Source organism: Hamadaea flava, assembly GCF_024172085.1.
GTDB lineage: Bacteria > Actinomycetota > Actinomycetes > Mycobacteriales > Micromonosporaceae > Hamadaea > Hamadaea flava.
The window spans coordinates 4,446,595-4,472,428 of the sequence record NZ_JAMZDZ010000001.1 but is presented as its reverse complement, the minus strand read 5'-3'; the positions used below and the strand labels follow the sequence as shown (position 1 = coordinate 4,472,428).

General features: G+C 69.7%; 30 protein-coding genes. 16 read left to right on the top strand and 14 right to left on the bottom strand.

All coding sequences use genetic code 11. From position 1 onward, the window contains the following. The first annotated feature begins 105 nt into the window (after window positions 1-105). Together HDA40_RS21130 and HDA40_RS21125 are read left to right on the top strand one after the other, a co-directional pair. Window positions 106-444, top strand: coding sequence for a GroES family chaperonin (locus HDA40_RS21130; protein WP_253758510.1), 339 nt, complete (start codon window positions 106-108; stop codon window positions 442-444). Between the two features lie 46 nt (window positions 445-490). Beyond that, window positions 491-1,627, top strand: coding sequence for a Fic family protein (locus HDA40_RS21125; protein ID WP_253758508.1), 1,137 nt, complete (start codon window positions 491-493; stop codon window positions 1,625-1,627). Between the two features lie 4 nt (window positions 1,628-1,631). Here HDA40_RS21125 and HDA40_RS21120 read toward each other — a convergent pair whose 3' ends face one another. Further along, the gene (locus HDA40_RS21120) at window positions 1,632-3,695 is read right to left on the bottom strand and encodes an ATP-dependent DNA helicase (RefSeq protein WP_372502902.1); all 2,064 of its coding nucleotides are present in this window, start codon (window positions 3,693-3,695) and stop codon (window positions 1,632-1,634) included. Window positions 3,696-3,884: 189 nt separating this feature from the next. Between HDA40_RS21120 and HDA40_RS21115 the strand changes: the two genes are divergently transcribed. The 4 genes from HDA40_RS21115 (at window position 3,885) to HDA40_RS21100 (ending at window position 7,132) form a co-directional block, all read left to right on the top strand. Next, window positions 3,885-4,421, top strand: a complete 537-nt coding sequence (locus HDA40_RS21115) for a ribonuclease FAU-1 family protein (RefSeq protein WP_253763713.1) — start codon at window positions 3,885-3,887, stop codon at window positions 4,419-4,421. Window positions 4,422-4,468: 47 nt separating this feature from the next. Continuing rightward, the gene (locus HDA40_RS21110; RefSeq protein ID WP_253758506.1) at window positions 4,469-5,344 is read left to right on the top strand and encodes a PPK2 family polyphosphate kinase; all 876 of its coding nucleotides are present in this window, start codon (window positions 4,469-4,471) and stop codon (window positions 5,342-5,344) included. Between the two features lie 141 nt (window positions 5,345-5,485). Further along, the gene (locus tag HDA40_RS21105) at window positions 5,486-6,112 is read left to right on the top strand and encodes a DUF47 domain-containing protein (RefSeq protein WP_253758505.1); all 627 of its coding nucleotides are present in this window, start codon (window positions 5,486-5,488) and stop codon (window positions 6,110-6,112) included. A 12-nt stretch (window positions 6,113-6,124) separates the two neighbouring features. Then, a complete protein-coding gene (locus tag HDA40_RS21100) occupies window positions 6,125-7,132 on the top strand; it encodes an inorganic phosphate transporter (protein ID WP_253763712.1) in 1,008 nt (335 codons plus the stop codon). A 16-nt stretch (window positions 7,133-7,148) separates the two neighbouring features. On the opposite strand, the gene HDA40_RS21095 is transcribed toward HDA40_RS21100, so the two are convergent. Beyond that, window positions 7,149-7,733, bottom strand: a complete 585-nt coding sequence (locus HDA40_RS21095) for a heme-binding beta-barrel domain-containing protein (protein WP_253763711.1) — start codon at window positions 7,731-7,733, stop codon at window positions 7,149-7,151. Next, window positions 7,727-7,831 (bottom strand): small membrane protein MtfM, encoded by a 105-nt coding sequence (mtfM, locus tag HDA40_RS41605; protein WP_290862309.1) that lies wholly within the window; start codon window positions 7,829-7,831, stop codon window positions 7,727-7,729. Before mtfM ends, HDA40_RS21095 begins: the two co-directional genes overlap by 7 nt. Before the next feature lie 24 nt (window positions 7,832-7,855). On the opposite strand from mtfM, the gene HDA40_RS21090 reads away from it, so the two are divergent. Next, complete coding sequence (locus HDA40_RS21090) at window positions 7,856-8,218, top strand: DsrE family protein (protein WP_253758503.1); 363 nt, start codon at window positions 7,856-7,858, stop codon at window positions 8,216-8,218. Window positions 8,219-8,250: 32 nt separating this feature from the next. Here the strand turns inward: HDA40_RS21090 and HDA40_RS21085 are convergent, their stop codons facing one another. From HDA40_RS21085 to HDA40_RS42560, 4 genes are all read right to left on the bottom strand, one after another. Continuing rightward, window positions 8,251-8,715 (bottom strand): hypothetical protein, encoded by a 465-nt coding sequence (locus HDA40_RS21085; protein ID WP_253758501.1) that lies wholly within the window; start codon window positions 8,713-8,715, stop codon window positions 8,251-8,253. A gap of 65 nt (window positions 8,716-8,780) precedes the next feature. After that, window positions 8,781-9,092: a DUF1416 domain-containing protein gene (locus HDA40_RS21080; protein ID WP_253758499.1), complete on the bottom strand. Its 312-nt coding sequence runs from the start codon at window positions 9,090-9,092 to the stop codon at window positions 8,781-8,783. 5 nt (window positions 9,093-9,097) lie between these two features. Further along, the gene (locus tag HDA40_RS21075; RefSeq protein WP_253758497.1) at window positions 9,098-9,952 is read right to left on the bottom strand and encodes a sulfurtransferase; all 855 of its coding nucleotides are present in this window, start codon (window positions 9,950-9,952) and stop codon (window positions 9,098-9,100) included. Window positions 9,953-10,127: 175 nt separating this feature from the next. Continuing rightward, window positions 10,128-10,205, bottom strand: coding sequence for an Ms5788A family Cys-rich leader peptide (locus HDA40_RS42560; RefSeq protein ID WP_372503171.1), 78 nt, complete (start codon window positions 10,203-10,205; stop codon window positions 10,128-10,130). A gap of 201 nt (window positions 10,206-10,406) precedes the next feature. On the opposite strand from HDA40_RS42560, the gene HDA40_RS21070 reads away from it, so the two are divergent. The 5 genes from HDA40_RS21070 to HDA40_RS21050 all read left to right on the top strand — a co-directional run bounded on the left by HDA40_RS21070 (window position 10,407) and on the right by HDA40_RS21050 (window position 15,741). After that, on the top strand, window positions 10,407-11,357 hold the full coding sequence (locus HDA40_RS21070) for a hypothetical protein (protein ID WP_253758495.1): 951 nt from the start codon (window positions 10,407-10,409) through the stop codon (window positions 11,355-11,357). A 103-nt stretch (window positions 11,358-11,460) separates the two neighbouring features. Further along, on the top strand, window positions 11,461-12,189 hold the full coding sequence (locus HDA40_RS21065; RefSeq protein ID WP_253758493.1) for an LmeA family phospholipid-binding protein: 729 nt from the start codon (window positions 11,461-11,463) through the stop codon (window positions 12,187-12,189). 180 nt (window positions 12,190-12,369) lie between these two features. Beyond that, the gene (locus HDA40_RS21060; protein WP_308197733.1) at window positions 12,370-13,095 is read left to right on the top strand and encodes a winged helix-turn-helix transcriptional regulator; all 726 of its coding nucleotides are present in this window, start codon (window positions 12,370-12,372) and stop codon (window positions 13,093-13,095) included. Window positions 13,096-13,175: 80 nt separating this feature from the next. Further along, complete coding sequence (gene mshD, locus HDA40_RS21055) at window positions 13,176-14,144, top strand: mycothiol synthase (protein WP_253758491.1); 969 nt, start codon at window positions 13,176-13,178, stop codon at window positions 14,142-14,144. A 46-nt stretch (window positions 14,145-14,190) separates the two neighbouring features. Further along, window positions 14,191-15,741 carry a hypothetical protein gene (locus tag HDA40_RS21050; protein WP_253758489.1) on the top strand — a complete coding sequence of 517 codons (1,551 nt, stop codon included), beginning with the start codon at window positions 14,191-14,193 and terminating at the stop codon, window positions 15,739-15,741. Between the two features lie 6 nt (window positions 15,742-15,747). On the opposite strand, the gene HDA40_RS21045 is transcribed toward HDA40_RS21050, so the two are convergent. The 5 genes from HDA40_RS21045 to HDA40_RS21025 all read right to left on the bottom strand — a co-directional run bounded on the left by HDA40_RS21045 (window position 15,748) and on the right by HDA40_RS21025 (window position 19,615). Continuing rightward, complete coding sequence (locus HDA40_RS21045; protein ID WP_253758487.1) at window positions 15,748-16,917, bottom strand: acyl-CoA dehydrogenase family protein; 1,170 nt, start codon at window positions 16,915-16,917, stop codon at window positions 15,748-15,750. Then, window positions 16,914-17,204, bottom strand: a complete 291-nt coding sequence (locus HDA40_RS21040) for a type II toxin-antitoxin system VapB family antitoxin (RefSeq protein WP_253758485.1) — start codon at window positions 17,202-17,204, stop codon at window positions 16,914-16,916. Before HDA40_RS21040 ends, HDA40_RS21045 begins: the two co-directional genes overlap by 4 nt. A gap of 104 nt (window positions 17,205-17,308) precedes the next feature. Then, window positions 17,309-18,142: a beta-keto acid cleavage family enzyme gene (locus HDA40_RS21035; RefSeq protein ID WP_253758483.1), complete on the bottom strand. Its 834-nt coding sequence runs from the start codon at window positions 18,140-18,142 to the stop codon at window positions 17,309-17,311. 31 nt (window positions 18,143-18,173) lie between these two features. Beyond that, a complete protein-coding gene (ygfZ, locus tag HDA40_RS21030) occupies window positions 18,174-19,211 on the bottom strand; it encodes a CAF17-like 4Fe-4S cluster assembly/insertion protein YgfZ (protein ID WP_253758481.1) in 1,038 nt (345 codons plus the stop codon). Then, window positions 19,208-19,615, bottom strand: coding sequence for a Fur family transcriptional regulator (locus HDA40_RS21025; RefSeq protein ID WP_253758479.1), 408 nt, complete (start codon window positions 19,613-19,615; stop codon window positions 19,208-19,210). The genes ygfZ and HDA40_RS21025 overlap by 4 nt, the downstream gene beginning before the upstream one ends. 99 nt (window positions 19,616-19,714) lie before the next feature. On the opposite strand from HDA40_RS21025, the gene HDA40_RS21020 reads away from it, so the two are divergent. Continuing rightward, window positions 19,715-20,551, top strand: coding sequence for an aminotransferase class IV (locus HDA40_RS21020; protein ID WP_253758477.1), 837 nt, complete (start codon window positions 19,715-19,717; stop codon window positions 20,549-20,551). 255 nt (window positions 20,552-20,806) lie between these two features. After that, window positions 20,807-21,421, top strand: coding sequence for an NUDIX hydrolase (locus HDA40_RS21015; protein WP_253758475.1), 615 nt, complete (start codon window positions 20,807-20,809; stop codon window positions 21,419-21,421). On the opposite strand, the gene HDA40_RS21010 is transcribed toward HDA40_RS21015, so the two are convergent. Together HDA40_RS21010 and HDA40_RS21005 are read right to left on the bottom strand one after the other, a co-directional pair. Then, window positions 21,390-22,271, bottom strand: coding sequence for a CDP-alcohol phosphatidyltransferase family protein (locus HDA40_RS21010; RefSeq protein WP_253758473.1), 882 nt, complete (start codon window positions 22,269-22,271; stop codon window positions 21,390-21,392). The two genes, HDA40_RS21015 and HDA40_RS21010, sit on opposite strands and share 32 nt — an antisense overlap. Then, entirely contained in the window at window positions 22,268-23,233 is a 966-nt protein-coding gene (locus tag HDA40_RS21005; protein ID WP_253758471.1) for a CDP-alcohol phosphatidyltransferase family protein, read from the bottom strand. Before HDA40_RS21005 ends, HDA40_RS21010 begins: the two co-directional genes overlap by 4 nt. Before the next feature lie 247 nt (window positions 23,234-23,480). Between HDA40_RS21005 and HDA40_RS21000 the strand changes: the two genes are divergently transcribed. Next, complete coding sequence (locus HDA40_RS21000; RefSeq protein ID WP_253758469.1) at window positions 23,481-24,260, top strand: DUF4230 domain-containing protein; 780 nt, start codon at window positions 23,481-23,483, stop codon at window positions 24,258-24,260. A 157-nt stretch (window positions 24,261-24,417) separates the two neighbouring features. Next, complete coding sequence (locus tag HDA40_RS20995; RefSeq protein WP_253758467.1) at window positions 24,418-25,785, top strand: L-serine ammonia-lyase; 1,368 nt, start codon at window positions 24,418-24,420, stop codon at window positions 25,783-25,785. Window positions 25,786-25,834 lie beyond the last annotated feature (49 nt).

Genomic DNA, 25,834 nt, shown 5'->3' with positions numbered 1-25,834 from the left:
CGGCATCCCGGGCATCCGGGGATACACCCATCTCGCCGTCAGGGACCTCCGAGGCCGTGCCGTCGGGCACCGGGCCGGATCCGGCGTCGGGTAGCGTGCCTGACCGTGACCGCAGCAAGTCAGCCCGACTCCGGCCTTCCCATTCGCCTCCTGCTGGACCGGGTTCTGGTCCGTCTCGAAACCGGTGACGGCGAGCGCCTCTCGGCCGCCGGCATCGTCATCCCCGCTACCGCGTCGGTCGCGCACCGGCTCGCCTGGGCGACCGCCGTCGCGGTCGGCCCTAACGTCCGCTCGATCGTGACCGGCGACCGCGTCCTGTTCGACCCGGACGACCGCTCGGAGGTCGAGTTGCACGGCCGGGACTACATCCTGCTCCGGGAGCGTGACATCCACGCCGTGGCGGCGACCCGGATCGAGGAGAACGGCACCGGCCTCTACCTCTGACACTCACCCTTCCACGGTTATGCTACTACTGCTGTAGCATTGAGGCATGCTGTACGCCATGCCCGCGCTGGACGGCGACGACCGCCGAGTCCTCGGCGAACTCGACGCGATGCGCGCCGACCTCCAACTGCACCTCCGGGAGAAGCCCCGGTGGGAAGGCCAGCTGCGCCGAAGCCTGTTCGCCGCCGCCATCCAGGGATCCAACACGATCGAGCGAATCACGATCAGTGACTCCGACGCCCGGGCGCTGGTCGAGCACGCGCCGATGTCGGCCGACGCGAACGAGCAGACCCAACAAGCGGTCATCGGCTACCGGGACGCGATGAGCTACGTGCGGCAGGCTCCGACGCTGCCGTTCTTCGCGTACTCCGAGACGCTGCTGTCCACGCTGCACTTCATGATCACGAAGTACCAGCCCGCGAAGTGGCCGGGGCGGTATCGGGCCGGCGGCATCTACGTCACCAGCGCGGACCCGCTGGAGCCCGCGTACACCGGGCCGGACGCCGATCGGGTGCCCGGGCTCATGGACGAGCTGGTCGGCTGGCTGCGCGAGGGCGACCTGGACGCGCCGGCCTATGCGCGCGCCGCCATGGCCCACTTGAACCTGGTCTGCGTCCACCCATGGCGAGACGGCAACGGCCGCATGGCGCGAGCGCTGCACACCTTGGTGCTCACTCGGGCGGGCGAACTCTCCGCAGAGTTCTCGTCGATCGAGGAGTGGCTCGGCGAACAGGTCCACACCGTCCAGTACTACGAAGCGCTGCGTACGACGCAGGACGGCACCTTCCAACCGGAGCGCGACGCCCACACCTGGCTGCGCTTCGTCCTGAGCGCGCACCACCGGCAGGCGCAACGCGTCCAGCGGCGGTACCAGTGGACGGTGAAGATCTGGGAGGACATGGCGCAGCTCGCCGGCCAGCACGGACTGCCCGAGCGCGTGGTCTCCGCGCTGTACGCCGCGGCCGTCGGCGAGCTTCGGCGTACGACCTATCAGCAGGACGAGGATCTCAGCCGTGACCAGGCCATCCGCGACATTCAGGCGTTGAGCCGGATCGGCCTGCTGCGCTCACGCGGGAACGCGACGACTCGGGTCTACCTTGTGGACGGTCCGGCGGCGGAGGCGGTGGAGGCCGCGACCGCCGCGGTGCGGGCTCCCGGCCGCGACCCCTACCTCCAGAGGTAGCCGGCTAGTTGGCGCCCAGGCGCTTGAGGGCGGCGAGGGCGACATCCCGCTTGGTCGTGTACCAGAACGGCGGCAGGCTCTTACGCAGGAAGGCGCCGTAGCCCCGGGCCGTCTCCAGCCGGGAGTCCAGCACCGCCACCACGCCCTTGTCCGAGGTGGACCGGATGAGCCGACCGACACCCTGCGCCAGGCGTACGGCGGCGATCGGGACGCTGACCGAGGCGAAGCCGGAGCCGCCCACGTCGTCCACCGCCGCGCTCCGGGCCGCCGCGAGCGGCTCGTCCGGGCGCGGGAACGGCAGTCGGTCGATCACGACGAGCTGGCAGGCGTCGCCGGGCACGTCCACGCCCTGCCAGAGCGACATCACGCCGAACAGGCAGCTGGCCTTGTCGGCCCGGAACTTGCGGACCAGCAGCGGCAGCGCCTCGTCGCCCTGCAGGAACACGGTGTAGTCCGTCTTCATGCGGACCAGTTCGGCGGCCTGCTGGGCGGCTCGCCGAGAGCTGAACAGCCCGAGCGTACGCCCGCCGAGCGCCTCGATCAGGGCCAGCAACTCCTCGGCGGCCGCGTCGGGCAGACCGGACGCGGCCGGTCGGGGCAGATGCGCCGCGACGTAGAGGATGCCCTGCTTGGCGTAGTCGAACGGGGAGCCCACGTCGAGCGAGGTCCAGGGCAGCTCATTGTGCTCGGCCGGGGGCTTCTCCGTCTTCGGCGGCAGCGTGCCGACCGGTGCCTTGGCCGCGGCGTCCGGCGCCGGCGGCGTCTTCGCGATCAGCCCCAGCGACCGGGCGACCGGTTCGAACGTGCCGCCCAGGGTCAGCGTGGCGGAGGTGGCCACGACCGTGCGCTCCTCGTAGAGCTTCTCGGCCAGCAGGCCCGCCACCGACAGCGGCGCGACGACCAGCGCCCGGCGGGGCTCGTGCTCGACCCAGGCCACGTCGTAGTCGGCCGCCGCGAGCAGTCGTTGCGCCGTGGCGTTCAACTCGGTCAGGGTCGCCTTCGCCTGCTGTTTGCGGACGGGGTCGGGGTCGTCGGCCTTGACCTCGCCGATCTGCCGCAACGCCCGGCTGGTCGCGCCGTCGATCAGCGTGCAGGCCTCGTGCAGCACGTTCGGCAGGCCGCTCTGCAGCCGGCCGGCAGGGGTTTCGACCAGGCCCAGGGTCAGCGCGTCGGCTGCTTCCTGCAGCGAGGCGTGATCCTCGGGCTCGATGTAGGAGCGCGACGCCCGAGCGGTGCGGTCGACCGCCTCGGCGGTCATCTCCGCCTGAGTCGCGCTGGAGACCCGGTCGGCCAGTTCGTGTGCCTCGTCGATGATCAGCAGCTTGTGCGGCGGAACGATCTGCCGCCCGGCCATCATGTCGACGGCGAGCAGCGAGTGGTTGGTCACGACCAGGTCGGCCTCGCGGGCGCGGGCGCGAGACGCCTCGGCGAAGCACTCCTGCCCGTAAGGACAGCGGCTGGCCCCGACGCACTCCCGGGCCGGCATGCTGACCTGCCGCCAGATGACGTCGTCGACGCCCGGATCCAGTTCGTCCCGGTCGCCGGTGTCGGTCTTCGCCGCCCAGTCGCGCAGCCGGTCGAACTGCTTGCCGAGCCGCCCGGCCTCGCCGATCCACACCGTCTTCGTCTTCGCCGGGCCCGTCTCGGCGACGGTGGCGTCGAACAGCCCGGCCTGCGGCTCCTCCTCGGCGTCGCCGGCGTGCTCCAGCTTCGCGACACACAGGTAGTGATGGCGGCCCTTGAGGACGGCGAAGGTGGGCTCCCGGCCCAGCAGCGGCCGGACCGCCTCGGCCAGCCGGGGCAGATCATGGTCGACCAGCTGAGACTGCAAGGCGAGGGTGGCCGTGGAGATGACGACCGGACCGTCCACAGTCAACGCGGGGGACAGGTAGCCCAGTGACTTTCCGGTGCCGGTGCCGGCCTGGACGAGCAGGTGCTCCCCGGACCGCAGGGACTCGGCGATCGCCGAGGTCATCGCCTCCTGGCCGGGACGGGCTGATCCGCCGGGGACCGCGCCGACCGCGGCGGCCAGGATCTCTTCTGCGGTGGCTGCCTTCCGTCGGGTCACGTCACGACCCTAGCGGTCCGGGCCGACAACTCCGCCCCCGCACGCGGGCGGTGGGCGTACCGGCCGCTCGATCGCCGATCGGCGTGGCGCGCTCGGGGTGACGCCGTGTGACAGGATGGGGAGGCGATGGACGAGCAGCACCAGGCGCCGCTGCCGGACGATCGCCACCTTCCCGTGGCGGTCGCGCATATGGGCGACCGCGTCCGGGTGGAGATCACCAAGTTCGACGGCACACCTCACCGCGGCTATCCCGCCGTCCTGCTCGGCTCCGACGACTACGGCCGGTGGCTCGGCGTACTGCCGGGGACGGTGTCCGACAGCGGCATCCGGCACGAGCGGCCCTGGGTCCTGCTGGTCCCGGAGGACGCCTGGTGGACGGCGATGTTCAATCCGCCGCCGCAGGGCAGCGAGATCTACTGCGACATCACCACCCCCGCGGAGTGGATCGCCGACCGCGTCCTGCTCGCCGACCTCGACCTCGACGTCAAGCGACGCCGGGAGTCCGGCGTGGTGCTCCTCGTCGACACCGACGAGTTCGACGAGCATCGGCAGCGGTTCGCGTACCCGGCCGGGCTGGTCGAGCAGGCCTGGGCGGCCGCACGGTATCTGCAGCGGGCGCTCGCCGACGGCAGCGAGCCGTTCGCCTCGGTGTACCGGCAATGGCTGGACAAGGTCGTCGCCTGGGCACCGGTGGACTTAGCGGCCGACCCACACGACCAGGCATAACTTCGCAAAACCCGGCACGCTGGTGACGAATGCGTGATGATCTGGACATGACACGCCGGTTGAGCGAACTGCTGAGGGTCCCGCCGGGTGCTGTGGACCTCCGCGCGATCGACCCGCGCGGTACGCCCGGCCTGCCCAGGTCGGCGGGCAAGGACCCCAAGACCTGGGCGCGGGCGCAGCTGCCCATCCTCGGCGCGGAGCTGTTCGCCTGGCAGGAGAAGCTGTTCGCGCAGGCGAAGACCGGCGCATCCCGGCAGCGGCTGCTGCTCCTGCTGCAGGCGATGGACTGCGGCGGCAAGGACGGGACGATCAAGAAGGTCGTCGGCGAGTTCAACCCGCAGGGCGTACACATCGTCGCGTTCGGCAAGCCGACCGAGGAGGAGCTGGCCCACGACTTCCTCTGGCGGATCGAGCGTGGGCTGCCCGGTGCGGGCATGATCGGCGTGTTCAACCGGTCGCACTACGAAGACGTCCTGGTGGTACGGGTGCACAACCTGGTGCCGCCGCGCACCTGGCGAGCCCGGTACGCCAAGATCAACCGCTTCGAGCGGAAGCTCGTCGCGGACGGCTGCGCTGTGGTGAAGGTCATGCTGCACATCTCCCCGGCGGAGCAGAAGCAGCGGTTGCTGGACCGGCTCGACGACCCCACGAAGTACTGGAAGTACGACTCCGGCGACATCGACGAGCGCGCGCTGTGGCCGGCGTACCAGGACGCCTATGCCGATGCGCTGGGCAAATGCGACAGCGACGACGCACCCTGGTACGTCGTCCCCGCCGACCGCAAGTGGTACCGCGACTGGGCTGTGGCGAATCTCCTGCTGGAGAAACTGCGTGAGCTGAGTCCCGCGTACCCGCCAGCCGATTTCGACCCAGATGTCGAACGTGGCCGATTGGTAACGCAGCCCGAGGTGAACAGTGGGTGAACACCAAATGAATCAAAGGTGGCATCGGGTGACCTGCCGTTGACGAAGACGTGAAGCACCCTAGTATTCGGCCCGAAACCCGATCATCGCGGTTGCCGTTCCGCCGCCGGATAGTCCATCTACGACAGATGAGGTTGTGCCGTGAAGTTCTCCCTTCGCCCGCAGGACGCGGCCTTCTACGACTTCTTCAGCCGAGCCGCGCAGAACCTGATGCACGGGACCGAGATGCTCATGGAGCTGGCCCTGCCGGGCGCCGACGTGCAGTCGGTCAGTGAGCGCCTCGGCGACCTGGAGCACGACAGCGACCAGATCACCCACGAGCTGTACAACAAGATCAACTCGACCTTCATCACCCCGTTCGACCGCTCGGACATCTACAACCTGGGCTCGGGCCTGGACGACGTGATGGACCATCTCGAGGCGGCCGGCAACCTGGTCTACCTCTACGGTCTGACCAAGCTCCCGGCGCTGCCGCGGGAGATGCACGAGCTGGTCGACGTGCTCGACCAGCAGGCCAAGATCACGGCCAACGCCATGCCGCAGCTCAAGGGCATGAAGAACCTCCAGGAGTACTGGGTCGAGATCAACCGGCTCGAGAACGAGGGCGACCGGGCGTACCGGATGCTGCTGGTCCGGCTGTTCTCCGGCGAGTACGACGCCCTGACCGTGCTCAAGATGAAGGAGGTCGCCGACGAGCTGGAGAAGGCGTGCGACGCCTTCGAGCACGTCGCGAACACCATCGAGACCATCGCGGTCAAGGAGTCCTAAGCCTTGGACGCCATGTTCTGGGCCGTGGCCGCGGTGATCGCCGCCGCGATGATCTTCGACTATACGAACGGCTTCCACGACGCCGCGAACGCCATCGCGACCAGCGTGTCGACCCGCGCGCTCACCCCGCGCGTCGCACTGCTGGTGGCCGCGCTCGGCAACTTCATCGGTACGCACTTCGGCGCGAAGGTGGCGTCGACCGTCGGCAGCGGACTGGTGACCCTGCCCGCCGGCAAGGCCAGCCTGGGCATCGTGCTCGCGGGGGTCATCGGCGCCATCGGCTGGAACCTGCTCACCTGGTACTTCGGGATCCCGTCCTCCTCGACGCACGCGCTTTTCGGCGGCCTCGTCGGCGCGACCCTGATCGGCATCTGGTTCGGTATCGACGCCACGGTGCTCTGGAGCGGCCTCCTCGAGAAGGTCGTCATCCCGATGGTGCTGTCCCCGGTGGTCGGCTTCATCCTCGGCGCGATCGTGATGGTCGCGGTCATGTGGATCTTCCGGAAGGGGCACCCGGGCAAGCTCAATCGGGGTTTCCGCTGGGCGCAGACCGCCTCGGCCGCCGCGATGTCCGTCGGCCACGGTATGCAGGACGCCGCCAAGACGATGGGCATCATCGTGCTGGCCCTGTACGCCGGCGGGTACCAGCAGGACCCGGGCCACATCCCCTGGTGGGTCTACTACACGTCGGCCACTGTGCTGGCGCTCGGCACGTACGCCGGCGGCTGGCGGATCATCCGCACCCTGGGCCGCAAGATCATCGACCTGGGCCCGGCCGAAGGGTTCGCGGCCGAGAGCGTGGCCAGCAGCGTGCTCTACTACAACGCTCTGGTGCTGGGCGCGCCGATCTCCACCACGCACACGATCACCTCGGCGATCATGGGCGTCGGCGCGACGAAGAAGCTCTCCGCGGTCCGCTGGGGCGTCGCCGGGAACATCGTGACCGCCTGGGTCCTGACCTTCCCCGGCGCCGCCCTCATCTCGGTGCTCGCGTACCTGGTGATCCGGCCGTTCTTCTGACCGATGGGCGGCGGTGTCAGCCGCCGACGCGGACCAGCCTCGCGCTGAGGTGGTCCTGCATCGGCTGGCCCACCGCCGCCATCTCGTACGCGTACAGCAGCTCGCCGTTGACGACGCCGAACAGGCGGTGCCCCGCCCGCACCTCCTTGGCCGTCGGCGTACGCACGACGGCGTCGGTCTGCACGTCCAGCCGGGGCGGGTTGGCCTCGGCCTGGCCGAAGTACAGCTCCATGATCCCGGTCGGGTTGGACAGGAGCATCTCGACCTCGTCGCCGTTGGACGCCGGCCGCCACCAGCCGACCTCCCGGAAAGCGGGCCGGATCGGCGTGCCGTCCTCCTCGATCAGCCAGGCCCGTGACTCGTAGTGCAGGAACGGCCGGCCGTCGTGGCTGATCCGGATCTCCTGCGCGTAGTCGAAGTCCTCGATCGTCGAATAGCCGCCCTTGCCGCGACCGCGCCACTCGCCGACGAACGGCAGCAGGCCCAGCAGGTCGGAATGCAGATCGGGGCCGACGCGCAGGTCGTGCGTGTCCTCGTAGGGATATGGCTCCACCGGGGGCGCGTTGAGCCACGGCGGCTGCATCGGATTCTCACTCACCAGCGTCCCCTTGCGATTCTGACTGCGACATAGACGAGGCCGCCGGCGAGCGCGCCGAAGCCCGCCACCAGCAGACTCACGAACCCGATCTCCGTGACCACGTCTGTCATCTTAGGCTGCGAGGTATGAGCCGAAAGCTTGTCGTCAAGGTCACCGCGGGTCGCGACGCCCCGGAACGGTGCGCGCAGGCGTTCACCGTCGCCGCGACCGCCCTCGCCGCCGGAGCCGAGGTCTCCCTCTGGCTGACCGGCGAGTCCAGCTGGTACGCGTTGCCGGGCCGGGCCGAGGAGTTCGAACTGCCGCACTCCGCTCCGTTGGACGATCTGCTCGCCGCCATCGTCGCCGGTGGTCAGGTCACCTTGTGCACGCAGTGCGCGCAGCGGCGCAACATCACCGAGGCCGACGTCATCGAGGGCGTACGCATCGCCGGTGCGGCGACGTTCGTCGAGGAGATCCTGGCCGACGGAGTCCAGGCGCTCGTCTACTGAGCCTGACTACTGAGTCTGGCTGCCGAGCCGGGTTATTGGGCCTCTCGGCAGCCGGACAGGAGAGAAACCACGACAGATCCCGGGTCGGCGCCCTTGCGCCCGCGGACGGCCACGAAATCGCCGGCGTCCGCGTAGAGGGTCACGGTGGCGTCGCCCTGGGTCGTGGTCGCGTGATACGCCTTCGGCAACTCCGCGGCGATCGAGCGAAGCAGGGTCGCCTCGTCGCCCGGGGTGGTGGTGAAGGTCAACTCCCGCTTCACGGAGCGCCCGCCGCGAGCGTTCGTGATCTCGCACGTGCTTTCGGCGTACTCGCTGATCTTGACGCTGCTGGAGACGGCCGAGAGTTCCCCGGTGACGCGGTCCATCGTGGCCCTGGCCTGGGCCACGGTGGTCTGGCCGGGCACGGTGGCCGGATCGCGGTGGTAGGAGTAGACGGCCAGGCCGACCAGGAGCAGAGCCCAGGCCGCGACTCCCGCGATCACCAGTCGCTTGCGCATGGCCCCATAGTGACAGGGCGCGTCACCTGACGGTGACGCGCCCTGTCGGGGTAAGAGCGTGGGCTTTAGGAAACGGATACCTGGAACTCGTTGACGCCGCGGTCGACGGAGACCTCGCCGCCGCCGTTGCCGAAGCGGGACAGCGCGCGGACCGTCCACTGGCCGGGCGCGGCGAAGAACCGGAAGCGGCCGGCCGGCGAGGTCACGACCTCGGCGGTGAACTCACCGGTGCGGTCGAGCAGTCGGACGTACGCCCCGGCGACCGGGTCGCCGGAAGCGGCGAGGACGACGCCGGAGATCACGGTCTCCTTCTCGAGGTCGACGCTCGCGGGGATGGGGGCCGCCTGGTCGGGGGCGGCGCAGGACGTAACGGTCATCTTGATCAGCCCTCCAGAGAACCGGGCTCGTCGCCCAGCGCCACCGGCACGCCGACGAGCGAGCCGTACTCGGTCCAGCTTCCGTCGTAGTTCTTGACGCTCGGCTCGCCCAGCAGCTCGTGCAGGACGAACCAGGTGTGCGAGGAACGCTCGCCGATGCGGCAGTACGCGATGGTCTCCTTGGACTTGTCCAAGCCGGCCGCCGTGTACAGGTCCGTCAGCTCCTCGTCGGTCTTGAACGTGCCGTCCTCGTTGGCCGCCTTGCTCCACGGCACGCTGATCGCGGTCGGCACGTGGCCGGCGCGCTGCGCCTGCTCCTGCGGCAGGTGCGCCGGAGCCAGCAGGCGGCCGGCGTACTCGTCGGGGCTGCGGACGTCGACGAGGTTCTGCGTGCCGATCGCCTGCACGACGTCGTCGCGGAAGGCGCGGATCGACAGGTCCTGGTCCTGAGCCAGGTAGGCGGTCGCCGGACGGTTAGGGACGTCCTTGGTGTAGGGCCGGGCGTCCAGCTCCCACTTCTTGCGACCACCGTCGAGCAGCCGGACGTCGCCGTGCCCGTACAGCTTGAAGTACCAGTACGCGTACGCGGCGAACCAGTTGTTGTTGCCGCCGTAGAGGATGACGGTGTCGTCGTTGGCGATGCCGCGCGCCGACAGCAGCGCCTCGAACTGCTGCTTGTTGACGAAGTCCCGGCGAACCTGGTCCTGCAGATCGGTCTTCCAGTCGATCTTCACAGCGCCGGGGATGTGCCCGCCGTCGTAGGCGGTGGTGTCCTCGTCGACCTCGACGAAGACGAGACCGGGGGCCTCGAGGTTCTTCTCGGCCCAGTCGGCCGTGACGAGTGCGGTGTCGCGACTCATGGAAAGCTCTCCCTTGATGGATGGCTAGGGTGAGTCGGCGCTCGCGCTTCAAGCATGATCTTCGATGGAGAACGCGCCGCGCCCGACCCTGTAAGGAACGGGTACCTACGACAGCGGCGTCGCTACAGCCTCTACAGGCGTGAGGGAAAGGCAGGCATGACTGCCGGCGCCGCCGTCAGCAGACGGGGCGACACAGGCAGGCGGCCACGCGGCACAGGTCGACCGCGCGCCTCTTAGTGAGCAGGATGCCCATAGCCAGCGACCCTACCAGCCCCGTCGTGGTTCGCCGAACAACCAGCCCACAATCCGGGACTGCCCGCGGATCATGGCTATTTTCCTGCGGATCATGGTTACGCATGCGATCTTGAGCGGCTTTGACCTGTGTAACCGTGATCCGCAGGTAATGCGGCCGCACTGAGTTGCGGTCCGCTGTGGCGCAGGGCACGATCGTCAGGTGTTCCCCGCCCCCGAAGATCAGCGACAAGATCGCAGGTCACGCAGCGACCGGCCGCGTGAGCGCGAGCTGCCGCCGGAAGACCTGGACCAGGACGAACTCGACGACGACATGGAGCCGCCGTTCGTCCCCGTACGCCGGCTGCTCTCCCTGTTCATCGCTGGGTTCTCGGCGATGCTCGGGGTCGGCCTGATCTTCGGCGCGCAGACCTCCGGCCCCAACGCGCGCACGTCGTACGCCGTCGTCATCTTCGGCGTACAGGTGTTGTTCCTGCTGTCCTGGACGATGGCGATGCGCCCGCCGGGGATGAAGGTCGTGGCCGCGGCCGGTCTGCTGACCGCGATCGCGGCCGACATCGCGGCCGTCTATCCCGATGTGGCCGGGCTCGGCCCGCTGGCGCTGGCCGCGGTCGTCGGGTTCGTCGCCGCGTTCGTGGGGCAGATGGTCACCGGCGCGGTCCGGATGCGGGTCACCGAGTCGCTCGGCGCGACGCTGCTGGTGGTGATCGGCGTGGTCAGCTTCTCGACGCTCATCGTGCTGACCCGCATTCCCAAGGGCACCCAGGCGATCGTCGTCTGCCTCACCGCGACCGGCGTCGCGCTGCTGGTGGCCCGGCTGATGGACACCGTCGCCCCGGTGCCGCGGATCGCCGCCCAGGTGCCGCGCGGATCGCTGGGCGTGGTCGTCGGGGCGTGCGCGGGCACGATCGCCGCGACCATCTGGGGCAGCTATCTCGTCGGATTCGGGCCGAAGGAGGCTGCCTTCATCGGGCTGGCCGCCGCCGGTGCCGGTGTCCTCGCCGACCTGGCCGTCGGGTTCGCCGAGGCCGGCCGGGAACTGGCCGGGGACGCGCCCACGATGTGGCTCGCCCGGCACATGCAGGGACCGCTCGGCGGGTTCGCGCTCGCCGCCCCGGTCGCGTACGCCGTCTCCGCGATCTTCCTGACCTGACGCACCGCTCGACGCATACACCTGACGCACCGCTCGACGCACGCCCTGACGCACTGCTCGACGCACCGAGTTCACGAAGACCCCCACGGGACGAGGAGAAACCTTGCGCCGGTTCCTGATCACCGCGGTAGTACTCGTCCTCATCGTCGGGGTGGGCGTGTTCGCGATGGATCGCGCGGTCGCCGCGTACGCCGAGGATCAGATCAAGCAGCAGACGGTCGCCGAGGTGTCCCGCCGGGGGATGAGCTCCGGGGAGCCGAGCGTCGACGTGGGCGGGTTCCCGTTCATCACCGAAGTGATGAGCGGCAAGTACGACCAGATCGTCATCGTCCTGCCGAACCTGGCGGGGCAGGGCATCACGCTGCCGAAGTTCACCCTGACCGCGTCCGGGGTGAACGCCCCGCTGGACGCCCTGCGCTCGGGCGAGGGCACGATCACGGCCGACAAGGTCACCGGCACCTCGGTCGTGCCTTGGGACGTCGTGGTGAAGCAGACGAAGTTCAAGGGCCTGACACTGGCGGCCGACGCCGACGGCACGTTGAGGGTGTCGGGCGAGGCGACGCTGGGCGGCTTCAGCATCCCGCTGACCGGCAAGGCCAAGGTCACCCTGGCCGGGCCGACGAAACTGCGGGTGCAGGTCACCGAGCTGAACGGGACGGACGCCAACCTCAACGCGCTGGTCAAGTCGCTGATCGCGGCGTACCAGGACAAGCTGGTCTTCGACGTGGCGCTGCCGAAGCTGCCCTATGACCTCAAACTCCAGAAGATCAACGCCACCCCGGACGGGCTCGACATCACGGCGTACGCCGAAAACGTCCCGCTGAATCAATAAGAGATGTCACGTCTGTGAATTCGTGTTTCGGCTTGATGAACCAAGTCTCAACTTGACCACGACGCCGCGCACCAGGTGGAACAACCCTGGTGTTCGGGGTTAGTTCGGCTAGAGTCAAGCCTTAACCCGCCCGTCAGTGCCGCCGGGGAGTTCCACCCCCCGTGTGTGACGGAGGTAGATGTGGAGATACTGCTTCTCGTGACGCCGCGCGCCGGCGAGCCCTCGATGGTGCTCCCCGCGCTCGATCTGCTGCCTCACGCCGTCCGGACCGCCCCTCGTGACGTGCGGACGCTCGTCTCTGCTCCCAGCCCCGACGCGGTGCTGGTCGACGCGCGGTCCGAGCTGTCCGACGCCCGTGCCACCTGTCGCATGCTGCACGCGACCGGGATCGGCGTACCGCTGATCGCTGTTGTGAGCGAGGCCGGTCTGATCGCCCTCAACTCCGACTGGGGCGTGGACGACGTCATCCTCGCCACCGCCGGTCCGGCCGAGGTCGAGGCGCGGCTGCGGCTGGCCGTGGGCCGGCTGACCTCCGCGACCGCCAGCGCCAGCGGGCAGATCCGCGGCGGCGAGCTGACGATCGACCCCGACACCTACGCGGCGAAGCTGAAGGGCCGCCCGCTCGACCTCACCTACAAGGAGTTCGAGCTGCTGAAGTTCCTCGCCCAGCACCCAGGCCGGGTGTTCACCCGCGACCAGCTGCTGCGCGAGGTCTGGGGCTACGACTACTTCGGCGGCACCCGGACCGTCGACGTCCACGTCCGGCGGCTGCGCGCGAAGCTCGGCTCGGAATACGAGTCGATGATCGGCACCGTGCGCCAGGTCGGCTACAAGTTCGTCCTGCCGTCGGCGCGGCACACCGAGGAGGGCCTCCCGGCCACCGCGAAGGAGCGCATCGCGCTCTGACGCTCCGAGGGGCTGCGGCAGGTGAGGACAATCCCGAAGGCCGGGACGCACGAAACGAGCGCAGGCCCTAGTCTGTCGGCATGATCGCCAAGCCGAACGTCAGAGTGGAACGCGCCGGTCGGCTGACGCCCGATCAGGTGACTCAGGCGGTCGAGCTGGCCGATCTCGCCGGTGACGTCGACGGGGCGTACCCGCTGTCCGAGCACGTCATGCTGCATCTGCGGCAAGGCGGCGAGGTGCCGGCCGTCCACCTCCTCGTCACGGACGAGGTCGGCCGGCTCGTCGGCTACGCGCACGTCGACCCGACCGACAAGATCGCCGGGCCGAGCGCCGAGCTGGTGGTGCATCCGCTGCGACGGCGGCGCGGTCTCGGCCGCGCGCTCGTCACTGCGGCGCTGGCTGTGGCGGCGGAGAACGATCCGTCCGGACGGCTGCGGCTGTGGGCGCACGGCGATCATCCGTCGGCGGGCGCGCTCGCCGTCTCGCTCGGCTTCACCCGCGCTCGCGTGCTGCTGCAGATGCGCCGCTCGCTGTTCAGCCCCGTCCCGGCCGCGCCGCTGCCGCCCGGGGTCGCCGTCCGCGCCTTCGTCCCAGGCCGCGACGACCAGGCTTGGCTGCGGGTCAATGCCCGCGCCTTCGCGGACCATCCGGAACAGGGCCGCTGGACTCTCGAAGATCTACGCGTACGCATGGCGGAGCGGTGGTTCGACGCCGAGGGGTTCTTCGTGGCGTACCGGGAGGCCGAGCCGGACGGGGAGTTGCTGGGCTTCCACTGGACGAAGGTCCACGGCAGCCATGCCGCCGACGGGCCTGAAGGCGATCACCAGCACGAGCCGATCGGCGAGGTCTACGTGCTCGGCGTCGACCCGGCGGCGCACGGGCTGGGGCTGGGTGCGGCGCTGACCGCGGTGGGCTTGACGCATCTGCGCCATCGGGGACTGGATCAGGTCATGCTCTACGTCGACGAGGCGAACACCGCGGCGGTCAAGCTCTACCAACGCCTCGGATTCGTCCGCTGGGCCACCGACATCTGCTTCGAACGGCTCTAGATCGGGCTATTCCCAACCGTGATATCGGCGGGCGAGGATGGTCGGCATGGTCCGCGACGCGCTCGCCCCGCCCGCCGCCTTCGTCGCCTACGTCGAGAGCCGGCTGCCGCTGCTCATCCGGGAAGTCCGGCGATATGTCCCCGACGAGCGCTTCGCCGACCAGGCTGCCCGGGACCTGCTGGCCTCGGTGGCGCTCCGCTGGCCCTGGTACGCGCGCCTCCCCGGAGCCGCCCGGCAGGATCCCGAGAAGGCCGCCGACAAGGTGCTCCGGCGGGGCTTCGCCGACGTCGTCAAGGAATACGCCGATCCGCAGCGCGAGATCCGGCTGTCGCTCGCCGAGACCGATCCTGACGAGGACGTCCGCCCGGTTCCGCTGCCTGACGAGGCGCCCCGGCGATCTCGTCTCCACGGTTCGCTGAGCCCGGCCGACGAGGCGCAGTTCATCTGGGAGCGGTCGGCGCAGACGGTGCGGCGGCGAAGCGTGATCGTCGGCGGTCTCGCCCTGATCGGGCTGGTCATGACGGTCAGTCGCCCGCGCCCGGAGAGTACGCCGGAGGGCGAGACGTCCGGCTCGCCGAGTCCAGAGTCGACCACCCTGCCCACCGGCGTCGACGTCGTGCCGCCGTTGGCCGAGCTGAGCCGGCTGCCCGTACGCCGTTCCCCGTTGCCGGCCGAGATCGAGTTCGAGAAGGCGTCGGTGAGCCTGCCGCGTGGACGCCGAGCCCGAGGCGTGTTCAGCGCGACCGAGGAGTCCGCCGTCCTGCTGCTCGACGACGGCCGCCTGTACGCCGTACCCGACCTGCGCGTCCGGCCGGACAACCCCGGTGTGATGTCGCCGGACGGGCGCTACATCGCCTTTCGCGACGCCAACCAGATGCTGTTCGACGTCGCGACCGGATCGGTCCACACGCTCGACAAGGTGACCACGGTCAGCGCGCCGATCTGGCTCGACCCCCAGCACCTCCTGTACGCCGCGGTCGGCGGAAGCCAGGTCGTGCGGGCCGACGGGCAGCTCACCGATCTGCTCGACGCCGTCGACCTCAACGACGTCGTGGCGCCCGAAGGTCACAAGGACCCGATGATGGGCGACCCGATTCTGCGGACGACCGAGCTGCTCGCCCTCGGCCGGCCGTTGACCGCCCCCGCCCGCGTACGCCGATACACCGCGAACAAGTCCGAGCCGGTCGACACGAGCCTCGACGGTGAGCTGACGGCCTGGGTCGGACTGTGGCGAGGGCTCGGCTTCGCGCTGTCCACCGGGCCGAACCCGGCCGATCGGGGCCGCCTCGTCCGCCGCTGCCAGACCCCGGGCCACGTGCCCGCCCGGTACGGCGAGGTGGTCAGCGCGACGGCGGCGCTCCGGGCGGCGACGGGCGCGGTGTTGCGCGTACTCGTGGAGACGATGAAGACCGAGGCGGACCGGGTCGAGCCGGTGGGCTGGCTGGATGCGGCCACCGTGCTGCTGTCGGCGAACGGTGACAGCGCGACGGTGATCGTGGCCTGGGGGATCGAGAGCGGCAAGCTCGAGCTGATCACGGTGATCAACCGGAACGTTCGGCTGGCCCTGGCCGACCTGTCGATCCTTCCCGCCCGCTGACGCGGGTTAGGAGAAGGCGGGGATGCCGGTGAGGGTCTGGCCGATCACCAGCTGGTGGATCTCCGAGGTGCCCTCGTAGGTCAGCACGCTTTCCAGGTTGTTGGCGTGCCGCATGATCGGGTACTCGCCGGAGACGCCGTTCGCACCGAGGATCGTCCGGCACGTCCGGGCGATCTGGATCGCCTCGCGGGTGCTGTTGAGCTTCGCCAGGCTCACCATCGGCGGGGTCAGCCGGCCCGCGTCGGCCGTCCGGCCCAGGTGCAGCGCGAGCAGCAGCCCCTTCTGCAGCTCCAGGGCCATGTCGGCCAGCTTCGCCTGGGTCAGCTGGAACCCGGCGAGCGGCTTGCCGAACTGCTCCCGCGTCGTCGCGTACGCCAAAGCCGTCTCCAGGCAGTCGCGGGCCGCCCCGAGCGCCCCCCAGGCGATGCCGTAGCGGGCTTCGGTCAGGCAGGACAGCGGCGCCCGCAGACCGGTCGCACCGGGCAGGATCGCGTCCGCCGGGAGGTGTACGTCGTCGAGGACGATCTCGCCCGTGAGGCTGGCTCGGAGGGAGAGCTTCTGAGTGATCTCCCGGACGGTGACGCCCGGGGTGTCCAGCGGCACGAGGAATCCGCGCACCCCCGCGTCCGGTACGCGAGCCCAGATGACCGCGATGTCGGCGACCGGCGCGTTGGTGATCCACATCTTGACCCCGCGGAGGAGCCAGCCGTCGCCGTCGGCGACCGCCCGGGTCGCCATCGAAGCCGGGTCGGAGCCGTGGTCCGGCTCGGTCAGGCCGAAGCAGCCGATGAGTTCGCCGCGGGCCATGCCGGGCAGCCAGCGATCCTTCTGCTCGTCGGAGCCGTACGCGTGGATGGCCTCCATCGCCAGCGAGCCTTGGACGCTGACCAGCGATCGGATGCCGGAGTCCGCCGCCTCCAGTTCGAGACAGGCCAGCCCGTACGCCACCGCGGACATCCCGGCACAGCCGTGGCCGTGCAGCCGCATCCCGAGCAGCCCCAGCTCACCGAAGTCGCGGGCCAGCTCCCGGGCGGGCAACGCCGCCTGCTCGAACCACCCGGCGACGTGGGGCCGGACCTTCTTGTCCAGCAGCGCGCGGACCGCATCCCGGATGTCGCGTTCCTCTGGGGTCAGCAGCGCGTCGATTTCCAGGATGTCCCAGGCGGCAGTCGTCACAGGACCAGCACCCTAGCGTGGATCTGGTGCCGCTGCTGCAGCGCCGCCCGCAGGGCCCGGTGCAGGCCGTCCTCCAAATACATGGCGCCTTCCCACTGAACGACGTGCGGGAAGAGGTCGCCGTAGAAGGTGGAGTCCTCGGCGAGCAGCTTGTCCAGCGCGAGTTCGCGCTTGGTGGTGACGAGCTGGTCGAGCCGGACCGGCCGGGGCGGGATCTCGGACCACTGCTTCAGGGAGTAACCGTGTTCCGGATAAGGGCGCCCGTCCCGGACGCCTTTGAAGATCACTGTGCCGCCCCCTCCCTAGGACACGCCGCCGAATACGTCCCAGGCGACCGTCGTCGTCCGGGACGCTACCCACCCTAACCGCACTTGGCGAGCACTATCCCCGCCTATCGGCGTACGCCCAGCATCTGGCGGGCTTGCGCCGAGGTCGTCGGCGGCCGCTGGGCGAGCCGGGCGAACCCCGCCGCCCGGGCTACGAGCTGGGCGTTCGACTCCACCGGCTGGCCCTTGGCGTACGTGATGGTGTCTTCCATCCCCACCCGGAGATGCCCGCCGGCCGACAACGAGGCGAGCAGGACCGGCAGGGTCGCCCGGCCGATGCCGGTGGCGGAGAACGTCGTCCCGGCTGGCAGGTCGGCCAGCGCGGTGGTGCAGGCGACCAGCGCGGCGGTCGTGCCCGGCATCCCGCCCGGTACGCCCATCACGAAGTCGACGTGCACGTGCCCGCCCGCGGGCAGGCCGTACTTGTCCAGCAGCCGCTGAAGCGCCCACAGTTGGCCGAGGTCGAAGATCTCGTACTCGGGGACGATGCCGCGGTCCTGCATCCGGGTGTGCAGCTCGACGATGAACTCCCAGCGGTTGAGGAAGACGTCCTCGCCGAAGTTCACCGTGCCCATCGTGCAGCTCGCCATGTCGGGCGCGGCGTCGAGGACGGCCAGCCGGGCCTCCTCCGGGTCGTGCACCGAGCCGCCCGAGGAGAGCTGGACGATCAGGTCGGTGTCCTGCCGCAACGCCGCCACCGTCTCCCGCAGGCGGCCCTGGTCGAGCGTCGGCTGGGCCTTCTCGTCCCGGATGTGGACGTGGATCACGCTCGCGCCGACCGACTCGCACTCCTGTGCGGTCGCCACCAGCTCGTCGAGGGTGACGGGCAGGGCCGGCACGTCGGCCTTGGCCGATTCGGCCCCGGTCGGGGCAACGGTGATCAACGTCGTCGTCGTCATGGCCGCATCCTGCCACGTCAGCGGAGTTTTTTCACTCCGGGTCGATCGCGGCCACAGATTCTCCGACCATGAGGGGGGTCTCGTCGGAGATATTCCGCTTCAGGAGGGCGAGGGCGATCATGCCCAGTTCATGGTGCTGCACGGCGGTGCCGACGAAACCGATCGCCCGGCCGTCGGCGCTGACGGGCGTACCCTGCGCCGGGAGCTGGTCGGTCGCGATGCCGTCCAAGTGCAGCAACGCCAGGCGGCGCGGCGGGCGGCCGAGGTTGTGCACCCGCGCGATCGTCTCCTGCCCGCGGTAGCAGCCCTTCTCCAGATGCACGGCATCCGCGGTCCAGTCCACCTCCGCCGGCAACGTGCGGTGATCGGTCTCCAACCCCAGCCGGGCCCGCCGGGCTTCCACCCGCATCGACTCGTACGCCCAAAGCCCGGCCCTGGGCACGTCGAGTTCGTCCGCGACCGCGTCGACGGCGTCGCGGGGCACTAGCAGATCCACGCCGAACTCACCCCGGCGCGCCCATCCGCCGAAGGCCGGCTGAACTGCGTACAAGCTGGTCGGAAGGGGTGGGACGGAACCGGCGGTGAACTTCGGACCGGGCACCGGCGCGATGGCCGGGGCCGGCAGCTCGACGATCTTGGCCGCCGCCGGGCCGACCAGGCTGAGGACCGCCCAGCTCGCCGTGACGTCGGCCGGCTCGACCCGCATGAGGAAGCGCATCTTCTCGAGGAAGGCGAGCAGGTCGGACTGGGTCCCCGGCTCGACGTCGAGCCAGGTCGTCTCGCCGTCGTCGGTGACAAGCGCGTGATGCTCGATGTGGCCGTGCGGGGACAGGAAGAGCGTCTCGGTGCCCTGGCCGGGCCGCAGTGCGGTCAGGTGCTGCGTGGAGATGCTGTGCAGCCAGCTCAACCGGTCGGCGCCCGGGATGGCCAGCACCCCGCGATTGCCCCGGTCGACCAGACCGGCCTCGGTGGCGAGCAGCCGCTGCTCCCGGAGCGGATCGCCGAAATGCGCCGGTACGCCGGCGTCGCGCGACTCCGGCGCGAGGTCCTCGATCATAACGACGCTCACTGGCAACTCCCGCAGGTCCCGAAGAGGGCGACGTGCCCCACGTCCAAGTTGAATCCTCGCTCGGCCCGCAGCTGTTGCGCCAATGGTGTGACGCTCTCCACGGCCAGCTCCTGCACGTGCCCGCAGGCCCGGCAGACCAGATGCACGTGCCGGTCCTCGGCGGCGTGGAAGGTGGGCGCGCCGTGCGACAGATGCGCGTGCGTCACCAGGCCGAGGTCTTCCAGCAGCTCCAGCGTGCGATAGATGGTCGTGATGTTCACGCCGGAGGCGATGCACTGCACCTTGGCGTGGATCTCGTCGGGCGTGGCGTGACCCAGTTCCCGCACGGCCTCCAGGACCAGTTGCCGCTGGGCGGTCAGGCGCAGGCCTCGCTCCTTCAACGCACGGGCGAGGGAGTCGGACACCCGTCGATCATAGTTCGCGTTCCGCCAAGGTCCCTTGCCGCGCGCTTCGGTCTGGCTGGGGAGTGCGGGGGGATCTTGCGAGTGGCTAGGCTGCCTGCCGTGACCGTCACCGTTCTCGCCGTGCTCGGACGCGGCCTGGTCGATCCCGCCACCCCGGTGCTGCGCGCCGACGACCTCGGGCTGCTGCGCGGCGACGGGGTCTTCGAAGCCGTCCACGTCCGCGGCGGCAAGCCGTGGATGCTCGACGAGCACCTGGCCCGGCTCGCCCGGTCGGCCGCCCGGATGGAGCTGCCCCTGCCGGCACCGGAGGCGCTGCACGACCTGATCGACCAGGTCTGCGCCCGGGTCGGACCGCAGGAGCACTCGCTGCGGCTCATCTGCACCCGCGGTTCCGAGGAGGGCGGCGACCCGACCTTCCTCGTCCTCGGGTCGCCGGTCGGCGCGGTGTCGATCAACGCCCGCGACACCGGAGTCCGCGTACGCACCGCGACCCTCGGGTACGCCGTCGGCGCGCGTACGCCGGCTCCGTGGCTGCTCGGCGGTGTGAAGTCGTTGTCGTACGCGATCAACATGGCGTCGCAGCGCTGGGCCTGGTCGCAGGGAGCCGACGACGTCGTATGGGTGTCGGCGGACGACTACGTCCTGGAGGCCCCCACCGCGACGGTCGTCTGGCGAGACGGTTCGCGGCTGCTCACGGTGCCCTCGGCGGAGACCGGGATCCTCGCCGGGACCACCGCGCGCCACCTGCTCGACCGGGCGGGCGAATTCGGCCTCACCGCGGGGGAGGAGCTGATCACCCCGGCTGGGCTCGTCGCGGCCGACGGCGCCTGGCTGATCTCCAGCATCCGGGGCGTCGCCGAACTGCGGTCGATCGACGGCCAGCCGCTCGGCCCGTCCCCGCTGACCGCCGACATCCGCCGCCTCCTGGGCTTCTGACCCACCCTCCCCCGTTCTTTTCGCGCGATCATGAACTAACCGTCATGATCGACCGGCGTGTCATGTCCCCAGCGCCCTGATCGATCCCCGGCGGCCGTGATCAATCTCGGGTCAGCCGCGCAGAAGTCGATCACGGTGTTAAGGAGTCGATCAGGGTCGGGCGGACGCGACACGCCGGTTGATCACGCACGTAGGTTCATGATCGCGCGGAAAGACGCGGGGGGTCGCGCGGGGAGGGCCGCGTACGCTTCGCGGATGACCAATCCGTTCGACGGCATCCCCGGCGCCGACCTCGCGTACTTCCGGGAGCAATCGGAGCGGTTCGCCGCTTCGGGGGCGAGCCCGGCCGTGCCGCGTCTGGCCGCGACGGCGATCCTGTTGCGTCCGGACGGCGCGGTGCTGCTCATGCGCCGCCCGGTGAAGATGGTCTTCGGCGGTCGCTGGGTCTTCCCCGGCGGCAGCGCCGATCCGATCGACGCCGAGCCCGGCGGGTCCGAGCTGGAGATCGCCGCGCGGGCCGCCCTTCGGGAGGTACGCGAGGAGACCGGGCTGGTCGTCGCGGCTGAGCAGTTGCTGGCGTGGGCGCGGTGGGTCACTCCGGAGTTCGAGCCCCGGCGGTTCGACACCTACTTCTTCATTGGCCTGGTCGACGCGGAGACCGACGCGGTGGAGGTCAATGGAGAGACCGAGGAGCATCGGTGGCTGACCGCCACCGCCGCGCTGGCCGGCTACGCCGCGGGCCAGTTGTCCATGCTGCCGCCGACCGTCGTCACGCTGCGAGAACTGGCCGATCTGAGCACAATGGACGCCGTACGCGCGGCGGCGGTCGCCAAGGACCTCAGCTCACCGATTCTGCCGCGCCTGCCGTAGCCGCCTCGACCGGCGCCGACTGGGCGGGGACGGTGGCGGCGAGCGTCCGCACCCGCTGATCGGCGACCTGCGTGGCGCGGTAGATCATGTAGATCACGGCCAGCTCGAACAGAACCGTGAGAGCGGCGGCGGCGAGGATCACCCAGATGATCGCGCCGGTCGCGAACGCCCCGACGACGGGCGCGACGATGAACGCCGCCATCTGGAACTCGATGCCGCCGAACAGGTGCGGCCGGATGCGGCTCCGCTGGAGCAGTTGGCGTGCGCGGGAGAAGACGCTGCGCTTGCCGTTCCCGGCGAGGGCGGTCATGCGGACGGCGCCGGCCTCGTTCACGGCCGCCCCGGTGCCCTCGACCTTGCTGCTGACCTCGCGGTGGACCTTGGCGACCTCCAGCGCGTTGAGGTAGCGGAACATGTCCAGGAAGATCACCACGGTCGCCACGACCAGGTACGCCGCGTTGTGCGTGGCCGCGTACTGGCCGCCCATGAGCGCGGCGGTGCAGGCGACGATGCGAATCCGGTCGAGGATGTAATCCAGCCAGGCGCCGAAGATCGAGCCGTTGCCGGTGAGCCGGGCGACCTTCCCGTCGACGCAGTCGAAGGTGAAGCTCACGTGGTAGAAGAACGCGCCCAGGATCAGCCACAGCGGATCGGCCAGCGCGAAGCAGGCGGCGGCCACCAGGCCGATCCCGAAGGCGATGAGGGTGATCCGGTTGGGGGTCAGGGAACGGACGGCGGCCACCCGGCGGGTGATCCGGGCCGCGATCGGGTCGACCAGCAGAACGGTCCACCAGGAGTCCCGGTCCTTGTAGGTGCGCTCCTTGACCTCGGCCAACGGGAACAGCGTCATGTTCGGGTCCTGCCTGCTTCGTCTTCACTTGCGCGGGGATGAATTGCGGTGTGGTGCGTGGGGTGAACAGCGGACAAACCGCCGGTAAACGCTATCGCATCGGTCTGCTGCACGGGTAGGCGAATCGCGGCGATCTGGCCGGTCACGGAGCGCGCCGCACGATAGACCATGAAGATCACAGCCAGCTCAAAGAGAATCATCAGGGCGGCCGCCGTGACGCTGACCCCAATGACTGCTCCCCGGCCGAGGATCGCGCCGGCGAGCGGGGCGACGATCAGCAGCGCCATCTGGAATTCGATGCCGCCGACGAGGTGCGGCCGGATTCGGCTGCGCCGCAGCCAACCGCGTACGCGGCCGAACAGGCCCTGGTCGTTGCCGGTCAACTGCATGATCGACCGGTTGCCGGGGCGCTTGGCCGCCTCGGCTTCGTCCACAGCCGACACCAACCCGGCTTCGGCCCGGCGGGCCTCCAGCCGCGTACGCATCTCGGTGTTGATCTGGAAGATCTCCTGGGAGTTCACGTAGTGGAACAGTTCCAGGACGAGCGCGCCCGCGCCGACGATCAGGTACGCGACGTTCTTCGTGGCCGCGTACTGGCCGCCGAAGAGCGCGGCCACGCAGGTGATGATCCGGACGTGGTCGAAGATGTAGTCGAGCCACATCCCGAAGATCGAACCGGTGCCGTTGAGTCGCGCGATCTTGCCGTCGACGCAGTCCAGCAGGAAGCTCACGTAGTAGAGCGCCGCCCCCGCCACCAGCCAACCCGTCGTCGCCCGGCTGAAGCAGAACGCCGCGACCAGGCCGATCGTGAACGCGGTCAAGGTGACCCGGTTCGGCGTGATCCAGCGGACGCCCGCGAACACCCTGGTCAGCCGGACCGCGACGGGGTCGACCAGCAGGACGGTCCACCAGGAGTCCCGTTCCTTGCAGGTCCGGGCCTTGACTTCGGCGACGGTGAGCATGGTGCTAGAGGCTAGCGCACCCATCGTTGTTCTTCCGTTAACGCCGGGTTGGCCGGACCTGCATGACACCCGGTGACCAGCCGTTTAGCGGCGCGTCATTTCGGGCACCTCGTGCCCGTCCGCCCCGGTCCGGCCGCCCCCCGCCCGGTCCGCGCGGATCAAGGTCTTTCGGCTGTCGTACGCGGGCCTTACCGTTTAGGGCAACACCGTCAGCCCGGTAGTGGACCGGTCTGGGAGGAGACGCGAGATGAGCGACGACCCGACCCATGGCGTGACCGCCGGGGAGCCTCTTGGGCGAGCCGCCAGGAGTGCGGTCGGCCAGGCCGAGCCGGACACCGAGGTGCTGCCCGGACCGCCTGGCCCGGCGTACATCCTCGAACCGCGTTCGTCCGGATTCGGCCGCAAGGTCTTCTGGTTCCTCATGATCGTCGGCTTGGGTGCGGTCGCCGTGCTCGGCCTCAACCTGACCGGGCTCCTGCCCGAGTTCCACAATCCGTTCGCCAAGCAGACGGTCGTCAAGCAGCAGCCCCCGCTGCTCATCTCGATCAAGGACCTGAGCCGGTTCGTCGCCGCCGAGGGCGAGTTCCAGGTGGTCATCGACTTGAAGAAGGACCGTAAGTACGTTCCGGACTTCCTGGTCAACGACCGGGTCCTCTATGTGGCGTACGGGACCGTCCAGGCGTATGTCGAGTTCGGGACGCTTTCCGACAAGGCCATCCTGCAGGACGACGAGAAGAAGACGGTGAAGATCACGCTGCCCGGTCCGCAGTTGGAGCAGCCGCATCTCGATCTCGGCCGCAGCTACGCCTTCGCCGAGGAACGTGGCCTGTTCAACCGGGTCGGCGACTTCTTCGACGGCGACACCAACCGCCAGCAGGAGGTGATGGTGCTCGCCGAGCAGAAGCTGGGTGAGGCCGCCACCGCGAGCGAGTTGAAGCAGCGCGCGGAGAACAACACGCGCGCGATGCTCACCGGCATGATGCGCTCGCTGGGCTATACCGCCACCGTCGAGTTCTCCAACGCCTGACGGGTTCGTCGCGCCGACCTCCCGGGCGTGACAGCCGGCACTTCGGTCCCGGAGACAAGCGCTCACGCGGACGGCCGCCCCCGGCCGGGCACAGTAGGCTGGGGGCCGCCGGGAACGAGCACGACGAGGTGCGTGGTCTCGGCCTCGGAGGAGTGTTGTGATCAGCGTTTTCGACCTGTTCAAGGTCGGCATCGGGCCGTCCAGCTCGCATACGGTGGGGCCGATGCGGGCCGCTCGGACGTTCGTGGCCGGACTCAAGGCCGACGGCGTACTCGCCGACGTGGCCTCGATCCAGGCGGAACTCTTCGGCTCGCTGGGCGCGACCGGCCACGGCCACGGCAGCGACAAGGCGGTGCTGCTCGGGCTGGCCGGGGAGGACCCGGAGACCGTCGACACCCAGACCGCCGACGAGCGGGCCGGCGTCATGCGGGCAGCCGGGCGGGTCGCCCTGCTGGGCGTACACGACGCCACCGTCGAGCTGACCCTGCACCGGCGGCGGGCGCTGCCCTATCACCCCAACGGCATGACCTTCGCCGCCCGGGACGCGGCGGGTGCGGTCCTGCGTAGCCGCACCTACTACTCCGTGGGCGGCGGATTCGTGGTCGACGAGGCGGCGGCGGGGGCCGACCGGATCAAGGCCGACGACACTCCCGTGCGCTATCCCTTCAGCACCGGCGCCGAACTGCTGGCCCACACCCGGGAGACCGGGCTGCGGATCAGCGACGTGATGCTCGCCAACGAGCTGTCCTGGCGCTCCGAGGCCGACGTCCGGGCCGGTTTGCTGCACATCTGGCAGGTGATGGCCGACTGCGTCGAGGCCGGCTGCACGCGGGAGGGCACTCTGCCCGGCGGGCTCAAGGTGCGCCGCCGCGCCGCCGAGCTACGTCGCCAGCTTCAGTCGGAAGTCGGCCGGTTGGGCATGACCGATCCGCTGCGCGTCATGGACTGGGTGACGCTGTTCGCCCTGGCCGTGAACGAGGAGAACGCGGGCGGAGGTCGAGTGGTGACCGCACCCACGAACGGAGCCGCAGGCATCGTTCCGGCGGTGTTGCACTATTACGCCCGATTCGTCCCGGCAGCCGACGACGACGGCATCATTCGCTTCCTGCTCACCGCGGGCGCGGTCGGCGTCCTGTTCAAGGAGAACGCCTCGATCTCCGGTGCCGAGGTCGGCTGCCAGGGCGAGGTCGGCTCGGCCTGTTCGATGGCGGCGGCCGGGCTGGCCGAGGTGATGGGCGGGTCGCCCGCGCAGGTGGAAAACGCCGCCGAAATCGCTATGGAACACAACCTCGGTCTGACCTGCGATCCTGTGGGTGGTCTGGTGCAGATCCCCTGCATCGAGCGGAACGCCGTCGCCAGTGTGAAGGCGATCACAGCGGTCCGCCTGGCCCTTCGAGGCGACGGGAACCATTACGTCAGCCTCGACAAGGTGATCAAGACAATGCGGGAGACCGGAGCCGACATGAAGGTGAAGTACAAGGAGACCGCTCGCGGTGGCCTTGCGGTCAACGTCATCGAGTGCTGACCGTGGGTCTATCCGAGCGGGAGAGCGCTGTTACCCTTGCGCCCACAGT

Excerpts from the sequence above, each read along its gene's own strand:
- HDA40_RS21010 (WP_253758473.1), bottom strand. The coding sequence starts at position 22,271 with ATGACGCTGTTCCCGTTGGCCGAGGTCAAGGAGCGCACCTACAAGGAC.
- HDA40_RS21115 (WP_253763713.1), top strand. The coding sequence starts at position 3,885 with ATGGGCGACCGCGTCCGGGTGGAGATCACCAAGTTCGACGGCACACCT.
- HDA40_RS21110 (WP_253758506.1), top strand. The coding sequence starts at position 4,469 with ATGACACGCCGGTTGAGCGAACTGCTGAGGGTCCCGCCGGGTGCTGTG.
- HDA40_RS21085 (WP_253758501.1), bottom strand. The coding sequence starts at position 8,715 with ATGCGCAAGCGACTGGTGATCGCGGGAGTCGCGGCCTGGGCTCTGCTC.
- mshD (WP_253758491.1), top strand. The coding sequence starts at position 13,176 with ATGATCGCCAAGCCGAACGTCAGAGTGGAACGCGCCGGTCGGCTGACG.
- HDA40_RS21075 (WP_253758497.1), bottom strand. The coding sequence starts at position 9,952 with ATGAGTCGCGACACCGCACTCGTCACGGCCGACTGGGCCGAGAAGAAC.
- HDA40_RS42560 (WP_372503171.1), bottom strand. The coding sequence starts at position 10,205 with ATGGGCATCCTGCTCACTAAGAGGCGCGCGGTCGACCTGTGCCGCGTG.
- HDA40_RS21000 (WP_253758469.1), top strand. The coding sequence starts at position 23,481 with ATGAGCGACGACCCGACCCATGGCGTGACCGCCGGGGAGCCTCTTGGG.
- HDA40_RS21015 (WP_253758475.1), top strand. The coding sequence starts at position 20,807 with ATGACCAATCCGTTCGACGGCATCCCCGGCGCCGACCTCGCGTACTTC.
- HDA40_RS21125 (WP_253758508.1), top strand. The coding sequence starts at position 491 with ATGCTGTACGCCATGCCCGCGCTGGACGGCGACGACCGCCGAGTCCTC.
- HDA40_RS21080 (WP_253758499.1), bottom strand. The coding sequence starts at position 9,092 with ATGACCGTTACGTCCTGCGCCGCCCCCGACCAGGCGGCCCCCATCCCC.
- HDA40_RS21100 (WP_253763712.1), top strand. The coding sequence starts at position 6,125 with ATGTTCTGGGCCGTGGCCGCGGTGATCGCCGCCGCGATGATCTTCGAC.
- HDA40_RS21005 (WP_253758471.1), bottom strand. The coding sequence starts at position 23,233 with ATGCTCACCGTCGCCGAAGTCAAGGCCCGGACCTGCAAGGAACGGGAC.
- HDA40_RS21035 (WP_253758483.1), bottom strand. The coding sequence starts at position 18,142 with ATGACGACGACGACGTTGATCACCGTTGCCCCGACCGGGGCCGAATCG.
- HDA40_RS21090 (WP_253758503.1), top strand. The coding sequence starts at position 7,856 with ATGAGCCGAAAGCTTGTCGTCAAGGTCACCGCGGGTCGCGACGCCCCG.
- HDA40_RS21050 (WP_253758489.1), top strand. The coding sequence starts at position 14,191 with ATGGTCCGCGACGCGCTCGCCCCGCCCGCCGCCTTCGTCGCCTACGTC.